Source organism: Clostridium sp. AM42-4, assembly GCF_003480105.1.
Classification (GTDB): Bacteria; Bacillota; Clostridia; order Lachnospirales; family Lachnospiraceae; genus Brotaphodocola.
The window spans coordinates 70,545-86,199 of sequence record NZ_QUIK01000005.1 but is presented as its reverse complement, the minus strand read 5'-3'; the positions used below and the strand labels follow the sequence as shown (position 1 = coordinate 86,199).

Genomic DNA, 15,655 nt, shown 5'->3' with positions numbered 1-15,655 from the left:
TGGAATCCAGGGGCGTTTTCGCAAAAGAGGTGTTAACGTATGAAAAAAAGAAATATCTGTGTCAGTGCAGCAGCTGTGATGACGGCAGTTATGCTGTACGGGTGCGCGGGCAGCAGCGTTCCGGCAGAAACGGCGGCTTCTGCGAACGTCGCAGCATCTGCGGAAAATGGGAAAGAGTCTGTGGAAAACGAACAGAAGACCGAAACCGCAGAGGCAGGTGAAGCAACTGCAGCAGTGACGGAGACTGCAGAAGATTCTCAGGAATCTCTGGGGATGGCAGACGCTGGTGCAGCAGAGACTCTGGCTGTCATCGAGGACGAAGCTGTTCCGCTCTACCAGAAACCGGCAGGCAGCGATGTGCGTACCCCGGTGGCAAGCGGCAGTGTGACCTATGGAAATGGTCGTGCCACCATCGATGCATCCAATACATCCAAGGGCTATGTCATGATCAAGTATACCGGCGGACAGAGCCGCATCAAGATCCAGATTGCAAAGTCAACCACTTATACGTACGACTTAAACGCGCGTGATGCCTACGAGGTGTTCCCGTTTACCGAGGGAAGCGGAACCTACAGCATCAAGATTTTCGAGAATGTCAGTGGCAACCAGTACGCACAGGTTATGAGCCAGAACGTATCGGTTAGCTTGAGCGATGAGTTTGCCCCATTCCTGACCCCGAACCAGTATGTAAACTTCTGGAACGGAAGCGCGGCAGTCAATAAGGGCGCGGAGCTGGCGGCTTCTGCGGCAGATGCGATCGGCGTGGTCACCAATGTATACAATTATGTGATCAACAACATTACCTACGACACTGCTAAGGCCGCTTCGGTACAGAGCGGTTATCTTCCGAATGTGGACCAGGTACTGGCGCAGAAAACAGGCATATGCTTTGACTATGCAGCTCTGATGACAGCAATGCTGCGTTCTCAGGATATCCCGACGAAACTGGTTATCGGCTACAGCGGCGGGCTGTATCACGCATGGGTCAATGTTTACATCGATAATATCGGCTGGGTCGACAACTTCATTTACTTTGACGGACACAACTGGTCTCTGATGGACCCGACCTTTGCTTCCTCAGGAGGACAGAGTGAGTCTATCAGGCAGTACATTGGAAACGGATCCAATTATCAGGCGAAATATACCTATTAAGATACACAGAGGGGGAGTGAACGATGGCAGCGAAAGTTTATTCCGGACGGGAACTGTCGGCATTCTGTCTTCAGATATCCATTCTGCTGAAGGCCGCGGTTCCGTTAGATGAGGGGCTCTATCTGATGGCAGAGGATGCCCCGACGGAAGAGGAAAAGAAGCTTCTTCACACAATGGGTGAGGATGTGGAGCTGGGGGATCCGTTCTTTGAATCCCTGGAACGTACCGGCGCATTTCCGCCCTACGTGGTGCGCATGGCAAAGCTGGGACAGCAGAGTGGTACCCTGGACCAGATGATGGAGTCCCTGGCAGATTATTATGAAAAAGAATATTACATGATGAAAAATATCCGCAATGCTATTACCTATCCGGTGATGATGGTCGGCATGCTTCTGATTGTACTGTTTGTCCTGTTCACCCGCGTAATGCCGGTTTTTGAGCAGGTATACGCACAGCTTGGTGTACAGATGTCTCCGCTTTCCCAGGCGGCCTCCAGGCTTGGCGGTATTTTAAGCGGTGCAGCTCTGGTGGTGTTTGTACTTCTGGCAGTGGCAGTCCTGATCGCGGCGATCGCGGCTGGCGCAGGAAAAGAACTGATGATTGCTCACAAGCTTATGGAGAGGCTGAAACGAAACAGCAAGACAGCGCTGGCAGCTGCAGGCCGCCGTTTCACCGCAGTGCTTGCACTGACCATTCGCAGCGGTATGGAACTGGATAAAGGTATGGAGCTGGCAAGAGAGCTGGTAGACAATGGCAAGGTGGCAGAAAAAATCGATGTCTGCAGCGAAAAGCTGCAGCTGGGTGAGGGCTATTATGAGGCCATGAAGGAATCCGGACTGTTCAGCAGCTTTCATATCCAGCTTATCAAAGTAGGTGTGCGAAGCGGTAAGATGGACGAAGTGCTGCAGGAAATTTCAGATGACTATGAACAGCAGGCAGATGCTTCCATTGATGCTATGGTGGCAAGACTGGAACCTACTCTGGTGGCAGTCTTGGCAGTGGCAGTCGGGCTGATCCTTCTTTCTGTTATGCTTCCGCTGGCAGGAATCCTGGCTGGGGTAGGCTGAGACTGACGGAGGGATGAACATGAAAAAGAAATGGGACAAACGCTTTGTTGCTGGCTGTATCGTGTCGGCCGCAGTATTTGGCGTGATCATGGCGCTGTTTATGAATGGCGTATTCTCTTTTCTGGGAAAGGCAAAATCGGAAGGCTCCGATACACTTATCAAGGCGATCCGTCAGGCATCGGTCCAGTGCTATGCGATTGAAGGGCGCTATCCGCCAAGTGTCGAGTATCTGGAGGAAAACTATGGAATCCAGATCGACCGGGAACGCTACAACGTGTTCTACAGCGGTTTCGCTTCCAATATCATGCCAGACATCACCGTGATCCCTGTAGAAGGAGGTGAAGACAATGACTGGCAGCCATAACCGCAACGACGGACAGACCATGAGTGTCCTCTTTACCATGCTCCTGTTTCTTGTCTTCATCATGTGTGCCCTGTTTACGGTACTTGCAGGAAGCAAGGTGTATGAAAATATCAGCAGGCGTATGGACCAGACTTATACCGGAAGTGTCGCGCTCCAGTACGTGGCGAACAAGGTACGACAGGGCGATACGGAAGGTTGTGTAGATGTAAAAACGATTGACGGACAGCAGGTTCTGGAAATCCGGGAAAGCATCGAAGGCGGGGACTACGTCACCTGGATCTACTATCTTGAGGGCAGCATCCGCGAGTTATTTACCTATGAAGACAGTGGACTCGGGCTTGCAGACGGTCTGGAAATTCTGGAATGCGACGGTCTGGAATTAGAGCAGGATGGCGCGTTGCTTCATGTAAAAACCATGGGAACAGGCGGAGGCAGTCTGACGTTATCTTTGCGCAGCGGAAGGGCGGTGACGGAGTGACGAATAAACGAGGTGGTTCCGGCTCCGGCATTTTCCTGATGGAAATGATGGTAGTCGTATTTTTCTTTATGCTCTGCGCATCTACCTGCATTCTTGCATTTGCAAAATCAGACCGGATGAGCCGTCTGGCCTGGGAGCGTGACCATGCTGTCAGCGCGGCACAGTCGGAGGCAGAGCTCTGGAAGCTTTCAGATGAGCGCATGGATGGGAAGCAGGACCGCTACTGGAATGCAGACTGGGAAGAGACACAAGACCCTGCTGCGGCGGTCTATACGGGTGTCCTGACAGAGTCCGTGCAGGATACCGGCATGCGAAATCTTCAGATTGTGATCTGGGAAGCCGGAGAACGCGGCGAAGAACTGTTTGTGCTGGAAGCAGCGAAATATGTGAGACCATAGCCAGGCGGACGGCAAATGGGAAAAACAAGGAACCGGGACGGACAGCAGGTGGAGGATCATAGGAAACATCCGGAGGATGAGACAGATGGCAAAACAGGAAATCAGAAGAAAAGCGAATATCGGAAGTTCCAGTCTGATCCTGATCTTTATTGTGCTTTGCCTGGTGACATTCAGTGTATTGTCCCTTGGCAACGCAAAGCGGGAGGACGCACTTTCACGCAGAAGCGCAGATTCTGTGCAGGAATACTACCGCGCGGATGCGGCGGGAGAGGCATTTTTACAGCTGGCAGACCAGGCGCTCTTAAAGGGCGACAAAGACAGTCTTATGCCATATCTGCAGAGTGCTTCCGGCACCTATTGTACCGATGTGGCCATGAATGCAGGTCAGGCGCTCCGGGTAGAACTGGCGCTGGACTGGGAACAGAAAACGTATCAGGTGCTTTCCTGGAAGGTATATCACCAGGAAGACTATGAGATCGATCAGTCCATTCCGGTATGGAGTGGCAATTAAAGCAGGAGGGAGTGCCTTTGTTTACAGAAGATGTACTGCGCAATGCAGTAGAACAGGGTGCGGCAGATATATTCCTGATCCCAGGCATGCCGCTTTCCTGGAAGGTAGGCGGAAAGATCATGTATCAGAGTGACGAAAAGATTTTTCCGAAAGAAATTGAAGAGATGGTGCGGGAAATTTACGCACTGGCAAATAACCGCAGCATGGATCATGTCGTGGAATGCGGTGACGATGACTTTGCAATGGCACTTCCGGGCGTTTCTCGTTTCCGTGTCAATGTATTCCGTCAGAGAGGTTCTCTGGCTGCAATCATCCGTGTGATCACATTTGACCTGCCGGATTTTCGAAATCTGAACATCCCTCAGGTGGTGATCGATATTTCCCGTATGACGAAGGGCTTTGTTCTGGTAACGGGACCTGCGGGAAGCGGTAAGAGTACTACGCTGGCCTGTATCATTGACCAGATCAATAAGACACGCAACGTGCATGTGATCACGCTGGAGGATCCGATCGAGTACCTGCACCGGCATAATCAGAGTGTTGTTACCCAGCGAGAGATCGGCCTGGATACCGAAAGCTACGTGACGGGTCTTCGCGCAGCGCTCCGTCAGGCACCGGATGTTATTCTGGTTGGTGAGATGCGCGATGAAGAAACGATCAAGACAGCACTGACTGCGGCAGAGACCGGTCATCTGGTCATTTCTACCCTGCACACAGTCGGCGCGGCCAACACCATAGACCGAATCATTGACAGTTTCCCGCCGGCACAGCAGGAACAGGTGCGGGCACAGCTCTCCATGGTCATGCAGGCCGTGGTTTCCCAGCAGCTGATCCCGAAGGTGGAGGGCGGTGTGGTCCCTGCCTTTGAGGTTATGTTCTTTAACAATGCGATCCGAAACCTGATCCGTGAGTCCAAGATCCACCAGATCGACAATATCATCGCTACCTCCCAGGAGGAAGGCATGATCACCATGGACAACAGCCTCATAAAGCTGTTTAAGGATGGAAAGATCAGCAGGGAAAATGCTGTTATTTACAGCAGCAACGGTGAGCTGATGGAAAAGAAGCTGGCAAGGCTGTAATAGAAGACAGAATGCGAAAAAGGCGTTCTGGCAGTGGAATTTGCTGCCAGAGCGCCTTTTTCATATGATAGGAAATTACGTCCTATCATATAAAAACACTCCGTGAGAATGTGCCAAGGCACATTCTTTTGTGAAAAAAATCAGGAATCCTCTACGGTCAGCAGCCGCAGACCGATATCGGACCAGGTGTTCCCGATCAGATAAGAGGTATAATTCTGGCCGGCGGTAATTTCAATCTGCGCGGAGAGCAGTGCCTCTGCCTGATTGTTTCCGGCAATGGTGCCGGAGCCGCCAAAGCCAATGACTATGATCGGAATCTCGCGCAGGAAGGAGTAATTGCCTGAGCTTGTTACGTAGAACTGGTAGGTACCGGCCATAGCCTGCTTATATGGGGTGACGGTCTGGAAGGCCACGTTCCGGAATATGGTTTCACCGCCGTAAAGCAGCAGATCATACCGGGAGCCGCTGTAGGTCATGTTGGCAAAGCGGTAGCAGCCGGTATTATAGGCGCGGGTATTACAGCCGGTGTCGGAAATCTGAACCATTTCCAGACCGCCGGAGGCAGAATCTACCAGAACCATAGTTACCTTTTTGCTGGCGGTAAACGGAAAGTTCTGCCGAAGAAGCACGGAACGCATGCCGGAGGCACGGTGGACGGTAACCGTATGGAAACCATCCGAGATCCAGTCATAGTTCGAGATGGTGCCAAAGCGGGAATTGATGGCATACGCAGTGCCATCAATGCTGATGTTGACGGCAAAGCTGTTGGTGGAGGCATTTAAGAACCGCACCTGTCCGTAATAACGCGGGGAAATTGCGGGGTTCGTGGGAGTAAGAGGCAGGAAGCTGTTGCCCCAGCTGTTTCCATGATGTCCCCAGTGGTTGTTGATGTTATTGCCCCAGTCCCAGTTTCCGCCGATGGCTCCGCTTGTGCTGTTTCCCGGATAGACCGGTCCGCCCTCGCCGGGGTCCGGCAGCGGAGCCACAGGGATGTTTGCTGCATCGTCCGGATAGACTGCCTTTTCTTCTTCCAGCTCCGGGAGCGGAGCCGCTGCATCGTTGTCACTGATATCAGATGTTCCATTGTAATGTGTATCATTTTCAGCCATATTGCGCCTCATTGCTTTTTACTGTACTGTATGAAATGACAGGCCGCACGGTGCCGGAAAATATAAAGTTTTCGGGCTTCCATTGGGACAGATCATGGATTATAATGAAATAATATGGATGGAAAGCGCAGACGTCTGGATCTTCTGCTCAGTCATTTCCATATGGATCATCTGATGGGACTGTACGGTAGTTCCTTTCTTTTTGATCCGCAGATGGAAGTCCATATTTATGGGGAGCGTCCGGGAGAGAAAAGTCTGAAGGAATGCCTGTGCCAGATGTTTGGACCGCCTTACTGGCCGCTTCCGTTAGATCAGCTTCCGGCCCTTATCCGGTTTCATGAAATTCAGGCGGGAGATGTGTTTTTGCTGGAGGATCAGATCCGGGTGCAAACACTTAGCGGCGTACATCCGGGCGGAAGCATTTTATACCGGCTGGAGGAGGCAACGCAAGGGTCTGAGCCAGCCAGCGTCGTGTACGGGCTTGACTGCGAGCTGACCGATGCGATGTTTCAGAAACTGAAAGAGTTTGCCGGAGCCTGTGGCCTGCTGATCTGTGATGCCTGTTATACGGAGGCGGAGCTTTTGCTCAGGCAGGGATGGGGACATGGTTCCATCGAACGGTGCCGGAAGCTGCGGCAGGCAAGCGGAGCGCAGCAGGCGCTTTTCATGCATTATGAACGGAGCTATCAGGATACGTTTCTGCGAGAGCAGGAGAAAATATCACTGGCGCAGGATCCGGCCTGTCTGTTTGCGCGGGAGGGTATGGCTCTCAAAGTACATGGGCAAGGATGACTGCCAACAGAAATACGGTTTGGAGAATAGCCTGAACTGAAAATCTGGAGGAGCTACTTATGACGCAAAAGGAAATGCAAAGCATTCTTGAGATCGGCACAGCCATTTCTTCGGAAAAGGATTATAACCGGCTGCTGGAGATGATCTTAAACCGGATCATGGAACTGACTCACGCCGATGCCGGAACTCTTTATCTGGCAGACGGGGATCTGCTGCGATTCAAAATCATGTGCAACAATACCATGCACACCTGTGAGGGAGGAGATGGAAAGGAACCAAATCTTCCTCCGATCAGGATGAGCAGGGAAAATGTCTGTGCCATGTGTTATCTGGAAAACAGGACTGTCTGCATTGAAAATGTGCAGACTTCAACGGAGTACGATTTCTCCGGTCCGGTCCGTTATGATGCCATGACCGGATATCACCCCCAGTCCATGCTGGTAGTTCCCATGCATAACCGGCAGGGAGAGCGCCTTGGTGTGATCCAGCTCATCAACGCTATGGATGCAGCGGGGAATATCTGCGCTTTTCCGGCAGATATCATTCCGGCGGTGGAATCCGTAGCTTCTCAGGCAGCCATTACCATTCAGAATGTTCTTTATATTGAGAATATCAAGGAACTGTTCGAGTCTTTCGTACGCGTCATGTCCTCCGCGGTTGACGAAAGAACCCCTTACAATGCAAGTCATACACGCCATATGGTGGAATACGGACGTCATTTTATTGATTATCTCAATGAAACGGCGAAAGCAGAGGGCAGGGAACCATGGTTTGACGCGGAACACAGGCACGAGCTTCTTATGAGTGTCTGGCTGCACGATATCGGAAAGCTGGTAATCCCGCTGGAGGTCATGAATAAAGAGGCGAGACTGCTGCCGGAGCAGAAGTCCGAAATCTTGCACCGCTTTGAGAAGATGCGCCTGCTGGCACAGATTGCATGCTTAAAAGGAGCTATTTCCGGGGAAGCCCTGGAAAAGCGGCTGGAAGAATTAAAACAGGCCGGGGACACCATTCTTCGTGCCAATACAGCCGGATTTTGCCCGGACGATCTGCGGGAGGAGATCTGCCGAATCCGTGAGAAAACCTATACGGAAGAGGATGGCAGTGAAAAGCCGTGGCTTGAGGAGGAAGAATTTCAGATGCTTATGATCCGCAAGGGAACTTTGTCGGAGAAAGAACGTGCTGTCATGGAAAGTCATGTGGTCATCACCGACAAGCTGCTTTCTGAGATCCGTTTCTCCAAAGAGCTGTCCCATGTAAGGGAATGGGCGGTTGGTCATCACGAGCTTTTAAACGGAAGCGGTTATCCGGAGCATCTGATGGCAGAGCAGATCCCGATGGAGGTGCGCATCATCACGATCCTGGATATATTTGATGCGCTGGTGGCAGATGACCGGCCGTACAAGCCGGGCATGCCCGTGGAAAAGGCACTTGGAATCCTGGATATTATGGCAGACAAAGAAGGAAAGCTGGATCCGGAGCTGACCCGGCTGTTTAGGGAAAGCCGCTGTTGGGAAAAAGAGTGATAGCGTTATTTAAAAAGAAAAAATGTAATTTGATGTTACAGCTGTCGAGGTGGTAGAGATCTTAAATCAGTATCTGACTCTGATCGCGGACTGTATTATGCGAAACGGAGGAACACTGGACAAATTCATCGGCGATGCAGCCATGGCATTCTGGGGAGCTCCGCTTCCGCAGGAGGACTACGTGATGAAGGCTGTCCGGGCAGCAGAAGATATGCGCCAGGGTTCCGATGAGCTTTCTAAAGTCCTGATGGAAAAATATGGGCGAACCGTATCCTTTGGCATCGGGGTTCATGTAGGAGATGCGGTGGTTGGAAATATCGGTTCTCCGCAGCGCATGGATTATACTGCCATCGGTGATACGGTCAATACCTCGGCACGTCTGGAGGCAAATGCCCCGGCCCGTACGATTTTCATATCCCGCGAGGTAGCAGACTGTCTGGAAGGGCGTATCCGTGTAACATCTCTGGGAAGCAGTATTAAGCTGAAGGGAAAATCAGATATGGAAATCCTGACGATGGATGAGATCCTGGAATCAGATTAAAAGAAAAAGCAGAAATCCTTAAGATGTAAGGATTTCTGCTTTTATGAAAGAGCTGCTGACGGGAATCGGACCCGTGACCTCCGCACTACCAATGCGACGCTCTACCGACTGAGCCACAGCAGCGAACCTCGTATAATATAGCATGGGATTTACGGATTGTCAACAGTATTTTTGAAAAAAATGAAAAAAATTTGGAACCCATTTACCCCCTTTCCCATTTCATGGAAATGTGTTATGATAAGTTATTATCATGCGGCATAAAGCAAGACGTCCGCAAACAGTATGGAGGACTTCACGATGGAAAAAGAAAAAGAAGTTTTAGAGACAGCGGAAGAGAAAGATGTTGTTTCCAAGAACTTTATCGAGCAGGAGATCGACAAAGATCTGGCTGATGGTGTTTATGATCATGTCCAGACCCGTTTCCCGCCGGAGCCGAACGGCTACCTGCATATCGGACATGCAAAGTCTATTTTATTAAACTATGGTCTTGCCCAGAAGTATCACGGCAAGTTTAACTTACGATTCGACGACACCAACCCGACCAAGGAGAAAACCGAGTTCGTGGAATCCATCAAGGCTGATGTACAGTGGCTGGGTGCCGATTTCGAGGACAGACTGTTCTTTGCATCCAACTATTTCCAGCAGATGTATGAGTGTGCCGTTCTTTTAATTAAGAAGGGAAAAGCATTCGTCTGCGACCTGACTGCAGACCAGATCCGTGAGTACCGCGGTGACTTTACTACCCCTGGTAAGGAGAGCCCGTACCGCAACCGCAGCATCGAAGAGAACTTAAAGCTCTTTGAGGAGATGAAAGAGGGCAAGTACCAGGACGGTGAAAAGGTTCTGCGTGCGAAGATCGATATGGCATCTCCGAACATCAACATGAGAGATCCGGTTATCTACCGTGTGGCACGTATGACTCACCATAACACTGGGGATGCATGGTGCATTTACCCGATGTATGACTTTGCACATCCGATCGAGGATGCGATCGAGCATGTCACCCATTCCATCTGTACCCTGGAGTTTGAGGACCACCGTCCACTGTATGACTGGGTGGTACGTGAGTGTGAGTTCGAGAACCCGCCGCGCCAGATTGAGTTTGCAAAGCTGTATCTGACCAATGTCATTACCGGTAAGCGCTATATTAAGAAACTGGTGGAAGATGGCATCGTAGACGGCTGGGATGACCCGCGTCTGGTTTCCATCGCTGCCCTGCGCAGACGTGGCTACACTCCGGAGTCTATCCGCAAGTTCGTAGACCTGGTTGGTGTTTCCAAGGCAAACAGCTCTGTTGATTACGCAATGTTGGAGTACTGCATCCGCGAGGACTTAAAACTGAAAAAATCCCGTATGATGGCAATCCTCGATCCGGTGAAGCTGGTGATCGACAACTATCCGGAGGGACAGACTGAGATGCTGGAGGTTCCGAACAACCTGGAGAATCCGGAGCTTGGTTCCCGTATGGTTCCGTTTGGCAGAGAGCTTTACATTGAGCGTGAGGATTTCATGGAGGAGCCGCCGCGAAAATACTTCCGTCTGTTCCCAGGCAACGAGGTTCGTCTCATGAGTGCGTACTTTGTAACCTGTACCGGCTTTGAGAAAGATGAAAACGGCAATGTTACCGTGGTTCACGCTACTTACGATCCGGCTACCAAGAGCGGTTCTGGCTTCTGCGAGCGCAAGGTAAAGGGCACCATCCACTGGGTTGCAGCCGAAACTGCAAAGCAGGTTGAGGTACGCCTGTACGAGAACATTGTCGATGAAGAGAAGGGCAAGTTAAATGAGGATGGAAGCCTGAACTTAAATCCGAATTCCCTTACCATCTTAAAAAACTGTTATGTGGAACCGGCTCTTGCAGAGGCAAAGGCTTACGACAGCTTCCAGTTCGTGCGCAATGGTTTCTTCTGCGCAGACTGCAAGGACAGCAAACCGGGCGAGCCGGTATTTAACCGTATCGTTTCCTTAAAGAGCTCTTTCAAGATCCAGAAGTAATCAGATTAGGGGATAAGACTATGGAACTTTTGATTCCGCTTGATTCCCGGTCGAAAAAACCACTGTATGAACAGATTTACTCCCATATCTGCGCAGAGATCCGAAGCGGTGCCTTAAAGGCAGGCGACCGTCTTCCTTCTACGCGGGTACTGGCAGAGCATTTGAAAGTTAGCCGCAGCACAACGCAGATGGCCTATGACCAGCTGCTGGCCGAGGGGTATATGGAAGCCCGGCCGTGCCGCGGCTATTTTGTCAGTCATCTGGAGGAATTGGTGGAGACCGGGCCGTCCGGCACGGAGGAGATGCAGACTGCGGCAGAGCCAGATGCAGGGTGGCGTGTGGATTTTTCCCCGCGGGGAATTGATTTGGACAGCTTCCCTTATCATGTGTGGCGCAAGCTGAGCCGCAATACGCTGGTTGATGACAACAAAGAGATGTTTCACTCTGGAGACCACCAGGGGGAGCCGGGGCTTCGCGAGGCAATCCGCAGCTACCTGCATTCTGCCCGTGGGGTCAACTGCAGCACAGAGCAGATCATTGTGGGTGCGGGAAGTGAGTACCTGCTGATGCTGTTATCCCAGATTTTAGAGGGGAAGCATGTGATCGCCATGGAGAACCCGACTTACAAGCAGGCGTACCGGGTGTTTCACAGCCTGGGTTATGAGGTCTGCCCGGTGGAGATGGATGCCAATGGTATGGATCCATCGATTCTGTCAGAGAGCGGTGCCAATGTCGCTTATGTGATGCCGTCCCATCAGTTCCCTACCGGAGTTGTGATGCCGGTCGGGCGGCGCCAGGAGCTTTTGAAGTGGGCAGTGGAAGAAGCGGGGCGTTATATCATAGAAGATGATTACGATAGTGAATTCCGCTACCGTGGAAAGCCGATTCCGGCGCTTCAGGGTATGGACCGCAGCGGAAAGGTGATTTATCTTGGAACGTTTTCCAAGTGCATTGCCCCGGCAATTCGTGTCAGCTATCTGGTGCTGCCGAAGCCGCTCCTTGTGCGTTATCGCAGCCAGACATCATTCTATGCGTCTACGGTATCGCGCATTGACCAGAATATTTTGTACCAGTTTTTGTCACAGGGATATTTTGAGCGGCATCTGAACCGTATGCGAGCGATATACAAGACAAAACACGATCTTTTGATCGAACTGATCGAGCCGTTGAAAGAGCAGTTTGAAATCCGCGGGGAACATGCCGGGATCCATATTCTGCTGACTTCGAAATATAATCGGTCCGAGCAGGAACTGATCAGCCTGGCGGCAGAAGCCGGGGTTAAGGTTTATGGACTGAGCAGTTATTTTATCCATCCGGAGCATAACCACCGGTCAGCCACGGTTGTGCTGGGCTATGCCAGCCTGAATGAAGATGCGATCCGGGAGGGCGTAGGAATTTTGACCCGATGCTGGAAGAAAGGGGCATGTAAGTAAAGCCTGGAACAAGCGGGCTGGAAGAAATGAAAAGAGACAGACCGGAAAAAAACGGATCGCGCATCCCCCGAAAAGGAATGCGGATCCGTTTTTTATACCTGTTATGCTTCGGTATCGTCGCTGACTGTGGTTGCGGCTGGCTCTTTAGCAGATGCCTGTCCGTTATTTACCTGTTTTTCTTCCTCAGCCACATCCTCTGCGGAAGTGTCCGTGACCGGAGTATCTTCTGGGGTGATGTCCTCTGCCTTGTCTGCAGCATCCTCCAGTTTTTCTGCGGTTTCAGCCATGGCGTCTTCTACGGTTTCTGTGATGTTCTCAACAGCATCCTCGGTTTTAATGACAGCGTCTTCTACCGCACTTTCCGTTTTTTCTACGACATCTTCTACAACAGTTTCTGCTTTTTCGGCAGCATCCTCAGCGGCACTGCCTGCCTTCTGTGCACCGTCGCGAGCTACGCTGACAGCCTCGCGGGTATTGTCTGCCACGATCGCAGCAGCATCCTTTACCATGTTTTTGGCTGCACTTGCGGCGTCCTTAGCGGCATTCATCATGTCACCTGCAGCTACGAGAAATTCATCCTTGTCGGCGTGAAGAGAAACGTAGTTGCGGCTCATGGTGCTGTCCGGAACCTCGGTGTCGTCCTCATCCTCGAAATCGTGAAAATCCTCGTCCAGTTCCTTATTGAATGACCGGTATTTCGTGAGATAAGAAATGCCGGCAGCAGCAGCTCCTGCAATCGTTGCCAGGACCATAAGCTTCCCAAATTTTTTTGCCATAATACACTACCCCTTTCCTGAATATCTGTCTTGCGTTTATTTTAATACGAAGATGTGAAAAAGAAAAGGGTCAACTTATAAAAAAATAATAAAATTAGCACTCAATACTTGACAGTGCTAACAACTCGTGCTATAAATGGTAATGTACATCAGAGAGGGGAGTTTTTAAGGCCCCGTGAAAGAAAAAAAGATTCGATGTAAGGAGGAGTTATCCATGAAATTAGTACCGTTATTTGATCGGGTTGTATTAAAACAGCTTGTGGCAGAGGAGACTACCAAATCTGGTATCGTACTTCCGGGCCAGGCAAAAGAAAAACCACAGCAGGCAGAGGTTATCGCAGTAGGTCCTGGCGGTGTGGTTGACGGCAAAGAGATCACCATGCAGGTAAAACCGGGTGATAAGGTTATCTACTCCAAGTACTCCGGAACCGAAGTAGAGGTTGAGGACGAGAAGTACGTTGTTGTAAAACAGAATGATATTCTGGCAGTTATTGAATAAGAGATTAAACATTATTTATTGATAGAAACTGGAGGAATTTAGTCATGGCAAAACAGATTAAATATGGCGTAGAAGCAAGAAAAGCCCTGGAGACAGGTGTTAATCAGTTAGCAGATACCGTTCGTGTAACCCTTGGACCGAAAGGAAGAAACGTTGTCCTGGATAAGTCTTTCGGTGCTCCGCTCATCACCAACGATGGAGTGACCATCGCAAAAGAGATCGAGCTGGAAGATCCGTTTGAGAACATGGGCGCACAGCTGGTAAAAGAAGTAGCAACCAAGACCAACGATGTAGCTGGTGATGGTACCACCACCGCAACTGTTCTGGCACAGGCTATGATCAACGAAGGTATGAAGAACCTGGCAGCAGGCGCTAACCCGATCGTATTAAGAAAGGGCATGAAGAAAGCAACCGAGGCTGCAGTTGAGGCAATCGCAAAGATGAGCCAGCCGATCTCCGGCAGAGACAGCATCGCACGTGTTGCATCTATTTCTGCAGCAGACGATGAGGTCGGCGAGATGGTTGCAGACGCTATGGAGAAAGTTTCCAAAGACGGCGTGATCACCATCGAGGAGTCCAAGACCATGAAGACTGAGCTTGACCTGGTAGAAGGTATGCAGTTCGACCGTGGTTATGTTTCCGCTTATATGTGCACCGATATGGATAAAATGGAAGCAAATCTGGATGATCCGTACATCCTCATTACCGATAAGAAGATTTCCAACATCCAGGAGATCCTTCCGGTTCTGGAGCAGATCGTACAGTCTGGTTCCAAACTGCTGATCGTTGCAGAGGACATCGAGGGCGAGGCACTGACCACCCTGATCGTCAACAAATTAAGAGGTACCTTCACTGTTGTTGGTGTGAAAGCACCGGGCTACGGCGACAGAAGAAAAGAGATGTTAAAGGATCTGGCTATCCTGACCGGCGGTACCGTTATCTCCGAGGAGCTTGGTCTTGAACTGAAAGATACCACCATGGAGCAGCTTGGCCGTGCGAAATCTGTGAAAGTCCAGAAAGAAAACACCATCATCGTTGACGGCTGCGGCAACAAAGACGAGATCGCAGCAAGAGTTGCACAGATCCGTGCACAGATCGGTGAGACCACTTCTGAGTTCGATAAAGAGAAACTGCAGGAGCGTCTCGCAAAACTGGCAGGCGGCGTAGCAGTCATCCGTGTCGGCGCTGCAACCGAGACCGAGATGAAAGAAGCAAAGCTTCGTATGGAAGATGCACTGTCTGCAGCAAGAGCAGCAGTAGAAGAGGGTATCATCGCAGGCGGTGGCTCTGCATATGTTCATGTAACCCAGGAGATCAAGTCTGTAGTAGACAGCCTTGAGGGCGATGAGAAGACCGGTGGTAAGATTATCCTGAAAGCTCTGGAGGCTCCGCTGTTCCACATTTCTGCAAACGCAGGTCTGGAAGGCTCTGTTATTATCAATAAGGTAAAAGAGTCTCCGGTAGGCTATGGCTTCGATGCATACAAGGAAGAGTATGTTGATATGATCAAGGCTGGCATCCTGGATCCGGCTAAGGTTACCAGAAGCGCACTGCAGAACGCAACCAGCGTAGCATCTACCCTTCTGACCACCGAGTCTGTAGTAGCAAACATCAAAGAAGAAACTCCGGCAATGCCAGCCGGCGGCGGCATGGGTGGAATGATGTAAGACGCGACCAGGGAAAACAAGCGGCTGCGAAGCAGACATTTGTTTTCCCAGCGCCTTAACGAGTGAACCGTCTGCGATAGCAGACATAGAGCGCGTCAGCGCGGGGTTCACGAGTCTAGACTACTAACGAGCGAACTGTCTGCGCAAGCAGACGGTAGAGCGCGTCAGCGCGGGTTCGCGAGTGGACCTTTCAACAAGCAACAATATAATCCCCACAACCTCACAGGCGGAATTGCCCCTTTCGGAGCAGTTCCGCCTCTTCTTT

At 50.9% G+C, this 15,655-nt stretch carries 16 protein-coding genes and 1 tRNA gene; 14 read left to right on the top strand and 3 right to left on the bottom strand.

Features of this window, described 5'->3' with window-relative positions; all coding sequences use genetic code 11:
- Positions 1-39: 39 nt before the first annotated feature.
- From DW922_RS05460 to DW922_RS05430, 7 genes are all read left to right on the top strand, one after another.
- Positions 40-1,152: a transglutaminase-like domain-containing protein gene (locus DW922_RS05460; protein ID WP_347560269.1), complete on the top strand. Its 1,113-nt coding sequence runs from the start codon at positions 40-42 to the stop codon at positions 1,150-1,152.
- A gap of 23 nt (positions 1,153-1,175) precedes the next feature.
- Positions 1,176-2,219, top strand: coding sequence for a type II secretion system F family protein (locus tag DW922_RS05455; RefSeq protein WP_118726047.1), 1,044 nt, complete (start codon positions 1,176-1,178; stop codon positions 2,217-2,219).
- Positions 2,220-2,238: 19 nt separating this feature from the next.
- The gene (locus tag DW922_RS05450) at positions 2,239-2,583 is read left to right on the top strand and encodes a hypothetical protein (protein WP_347560102.1); all 345 of its coding nucleotides are present in this window, start codon (positions 2,239-2,241) and stop codon (positions 2,581-2,583) included.
- The gene (locus DW922_RS05445) at positions 2,567-3,061 is read left to right on the top strand and encodes a DUF4860 domain-containing protein (protein WP_118726046.1); all 495 of its coding nucleotides are present in this window, start codon (positions 2,567-2,569) and stop codon (positions 3,059-3,061) included. The genes DW922_RS05450 and DW922_RS05445 overlap by 17 nt, the downstream gene beginning before the upstream one ends.
- Positions 3,058-3,459 (top strand): hypothetical protein, encoded by a 402-nt coding sequence (locus tag DW922_RS05440; RefSeq protein ID WP_118726045.1) that lies wholly within the window; start codon positions 3,058-3,060, stop codon positions 3,457-3,459. The genes DW922_RS05445 and DW922_RS05440 overlap by 4 nt, the downstream gene beginning before the upstream one ends.
- Positions 3,460-3,544: 85 nt before the next feature.
- Positions 3,545-3,970 (top strand): short-chain dehydrogenase, encoded by a 426-nt coding sequence (locus DW922_RS05435; RefSeq protein WP_177303307.1) that lies wholly within the window; start codon positions 3,545-3,547, stop codon positions 3,968-3,970.
- Positions 3,971-3,987: 17 nt separating this feature from the next.
- Positions 3,988-5,052: a PilT/PilU family type 4a pilus ATPase gene (locus DW922_RS05430; protein WP_118726044.1), complete on the top strand. Its 1,065-nt coding sequence runs from the start codon at positions 3,988-3,990 to the stop codon at positions 5,050-5,052.
- Between the two features lie 140 nt (positions 5,053-5,192).
- Here the strand turns inward: DW922_RS05430 and DW922_RS05425 are convergent, their stop codons facing one another.
- Positions 5,193-6,161 (bottom strand): DUF4397 domain-containing protein, encoded by a 969-nt coding sequence (locus DW922_RS05425; protein WP_195715010.1) that lies wholly within the window; start codon positions 6,159-6,161, stop codon positions 5,193-5,195.
- A gap of 114 nt (positions 6,162-6,275) precedes the next feature.
- Between DW922_RS05425 and DW922_RS05420 the strand changes: the two genes are divergently transcribed.
- The 3 genes from DW922_RS05420 to DW922_RS05410 are packed head-to-tail and all read left to right on the top strand — an operon-like array spanning position 6,276 to position 9,020.
- Positions 6,276-6,953, top strand: a complete 678-nt coding sequence (locus tag DW922_RS05420) for an MBL fold metallo-hydrolase (RefSeq protein ID WP_118726042.1) — start codon at positions 6,276-6,278, stop codon at positions 6,951-6,953.
- A 59-nt stretch (positions 6,954-7,012) separates the two neighbouring features.
- The gene (locus tag DW922_RS05415; protein WP_118726041.1) at positions 7,013-8,479 is read left to right on the top strand and encodes an HD domain-containing phosphohydrolase; all 1,467 of its coding nucleotides are present in this window, start codon (positions 7,013-7,015) and stop codon (positions 8,477-8,479) included.
- A 49-nt stretch (positions 8,480-8,528) separates the two neighbouring features.
- Positions 8,529-9,020 (top strand): adenylate/guanylate cyclase domain-containing protein, encoded by a 492-nt coding sequence (locus DW922_RS05410; RefSeq protein ID WP_118726040.1) that lies wholly within the window; start codon positions 8,529-8,531, stop codon positions 9,018-9,020.
- A 50-nt stretch (positions 9,021-9,070) separates the two neighbouring features.
- On the opposite strand, the gene DW922_RS05405 is transcribed toward DW922_RS05410, so the two are convergent.
- Positions 9,071-9,143 (bottom strand) — tRNA-Thr (locus DW922_RS05405).
- 174 nt (positions 9,144-9,317) lie between these two features.
- Between DW922_RS05405 and DW922_RS05400 the strand changes: the two genes are divergently transcribed.
- Together DW922_RS05400 and DW922_RS05395 are read left to right on the top strand one after the other, a co-directional pair.
- Entirely contained in the window at positions 9,318-11,015 is a 1,698-nt protein-coding gene (locus DW922_RS05400; protein WP_118726039.1) for a glutamine--tRNA ligase/YqeY domain fusion protein, read from the top strand.
- A gap of 20 nt (positions 11,016-11,035) precedes the next feature.
- Complete coding sequence (locus DW922_RS05395) at positions 11,036-12,448, top strand: PLP-dependent aminotransferase family protein (RefSeq protein ID WP_118726038.1); 1,413 nt, start codon at positions 11,036-11,038, stop codon at positions 12,446-12,448.
- A 101-nt stretch (positions 12,449-12,549) separates the two neighbouring features.
- Here DW922_RS05395 and DW922_RS17575 read toward each other — a convergent pair whose 3' ends face one another.
- Positions 12,550-13,224, bottom strand: coding sequence for a hypothetical protein (locus tag DW922_RS17575; RefSeq protein ID WP_182436778.1), 675 nt, complete (start codon positions 13,222-13,224; stop codon positions 12,550-12,552).
- Between the two features lie 214 nt (positions 13,225-13,438).
- On the opposite strand from DW922_RS17575, the gene DW922_RS05385 reads away from it, so the two are divergent.
- A complete protein-coding gene (locus DW922_RS05385; RefSeq protein WP_118543715.1) occupies positions 13,439-13,723 on the top strand; it encodes a co-chaperone GroES in 285 nt (94 codons plus the stop codon).
- Positions 13,724-13,767: 44 nt separating this feature from the next.
- Positions 13,768-15,390, top strand: coding sequence for a chaperonin GroEL (groL, locus tag DW922_RS05380; protein WP_118726037.1), 1,623 nt, complete (start codon positions 13,768-13,770; stop codon positions 15,388-15,390).
- Positions 15,391-15,655: the final 265 nt, after the last annotated feature.

Coding starts and splice junctions, on each gene's coding strand:
- DW922_RS05460 (WP_347560269.1), top strand. CDS start 40: ATGAAAAAAAGAAATATCTGTGTCAGTGCAGCAGCTGTGATGACGGCA.
- DW922_RS05455 (WP_118726047.1), top strand. CDS start 1,176: ATGGCAGCGAAAGTTTATTCCGGACGGGAACTGTCGGCATTCTGTCTT.
- DW922_RS05450 (WP_347560102.1), top strand. CDS start 2,239: ATGAAAAAGAAATGGGACAAACGCTTTGTTGCTGGCTGTATCGTGTCG.
- DW922_RS05445 (WP_118726046.1), top strand. CDS start 2,567: ATGACTGGCAGCCATAACCGCAACGACGGACAGACCATGAGTGTCCTC.
- DW922_RS05435 (WP_177303307.1), top strand. CDS start 3,545: ATGGCAAAACAGGAAATCAGAAGAAAAGCGAATATCGGAAGTTCCAGT.
- DW922_RS05425 (WP_195715010.1), bottom strand. CDS start 6,161: ATGGCTGAAAATGATACACATTACAATGGAACATCTGATATCAGTGAC.
- DW922_RS05420 (WP_118726042.1), top strand. CDS start 6,276: ATGGATGGAAAGCGCAGACGTCTGGATCTTCTGCTCAGTCATTTCCAT.
- DW922_RS05415 (WP_118726041.1), top strand. CDS start 7,013: ATGACGCAAAAGGAAATGCAAAGCATTCTTGAGATCGGCACAGCCATT.
- DW922_RS05400 (WP_118726039.1), top strand. CDS start 9,318: ATGGAAAAAGAAAAAGAAGTTTTAGAGACAGCGGAAGAGAAAGATGTT.
- DW922_RS05395 (WP_118726038.1), top strand. CDS start 11,036: ATGGAACTTTTGATTCCGCTTGATTCCCGGTCGAAAAAACCACTGTAT.
- DW922_RS17575 (WP_182436778.1), bottom strand. CDS start 13,224: ATGGCAAAAAAATTTGGGAAGCTTATGGTCCTGGCAACGATTGCAGGA.
- DW922_RS05385 (WP_118543715.1), top strand. CDS start 13,439: ATGAAATTAGTACCGTTATTTGATCGGGTTGTATTAAAACAGCTTGTG.
- groL (WP_118726037.1), top strand. CDS start 13,768: ATGGCAAAACAGATTAAATATGGCGTAGAAGCAAGAAAAGCCCTGGAG.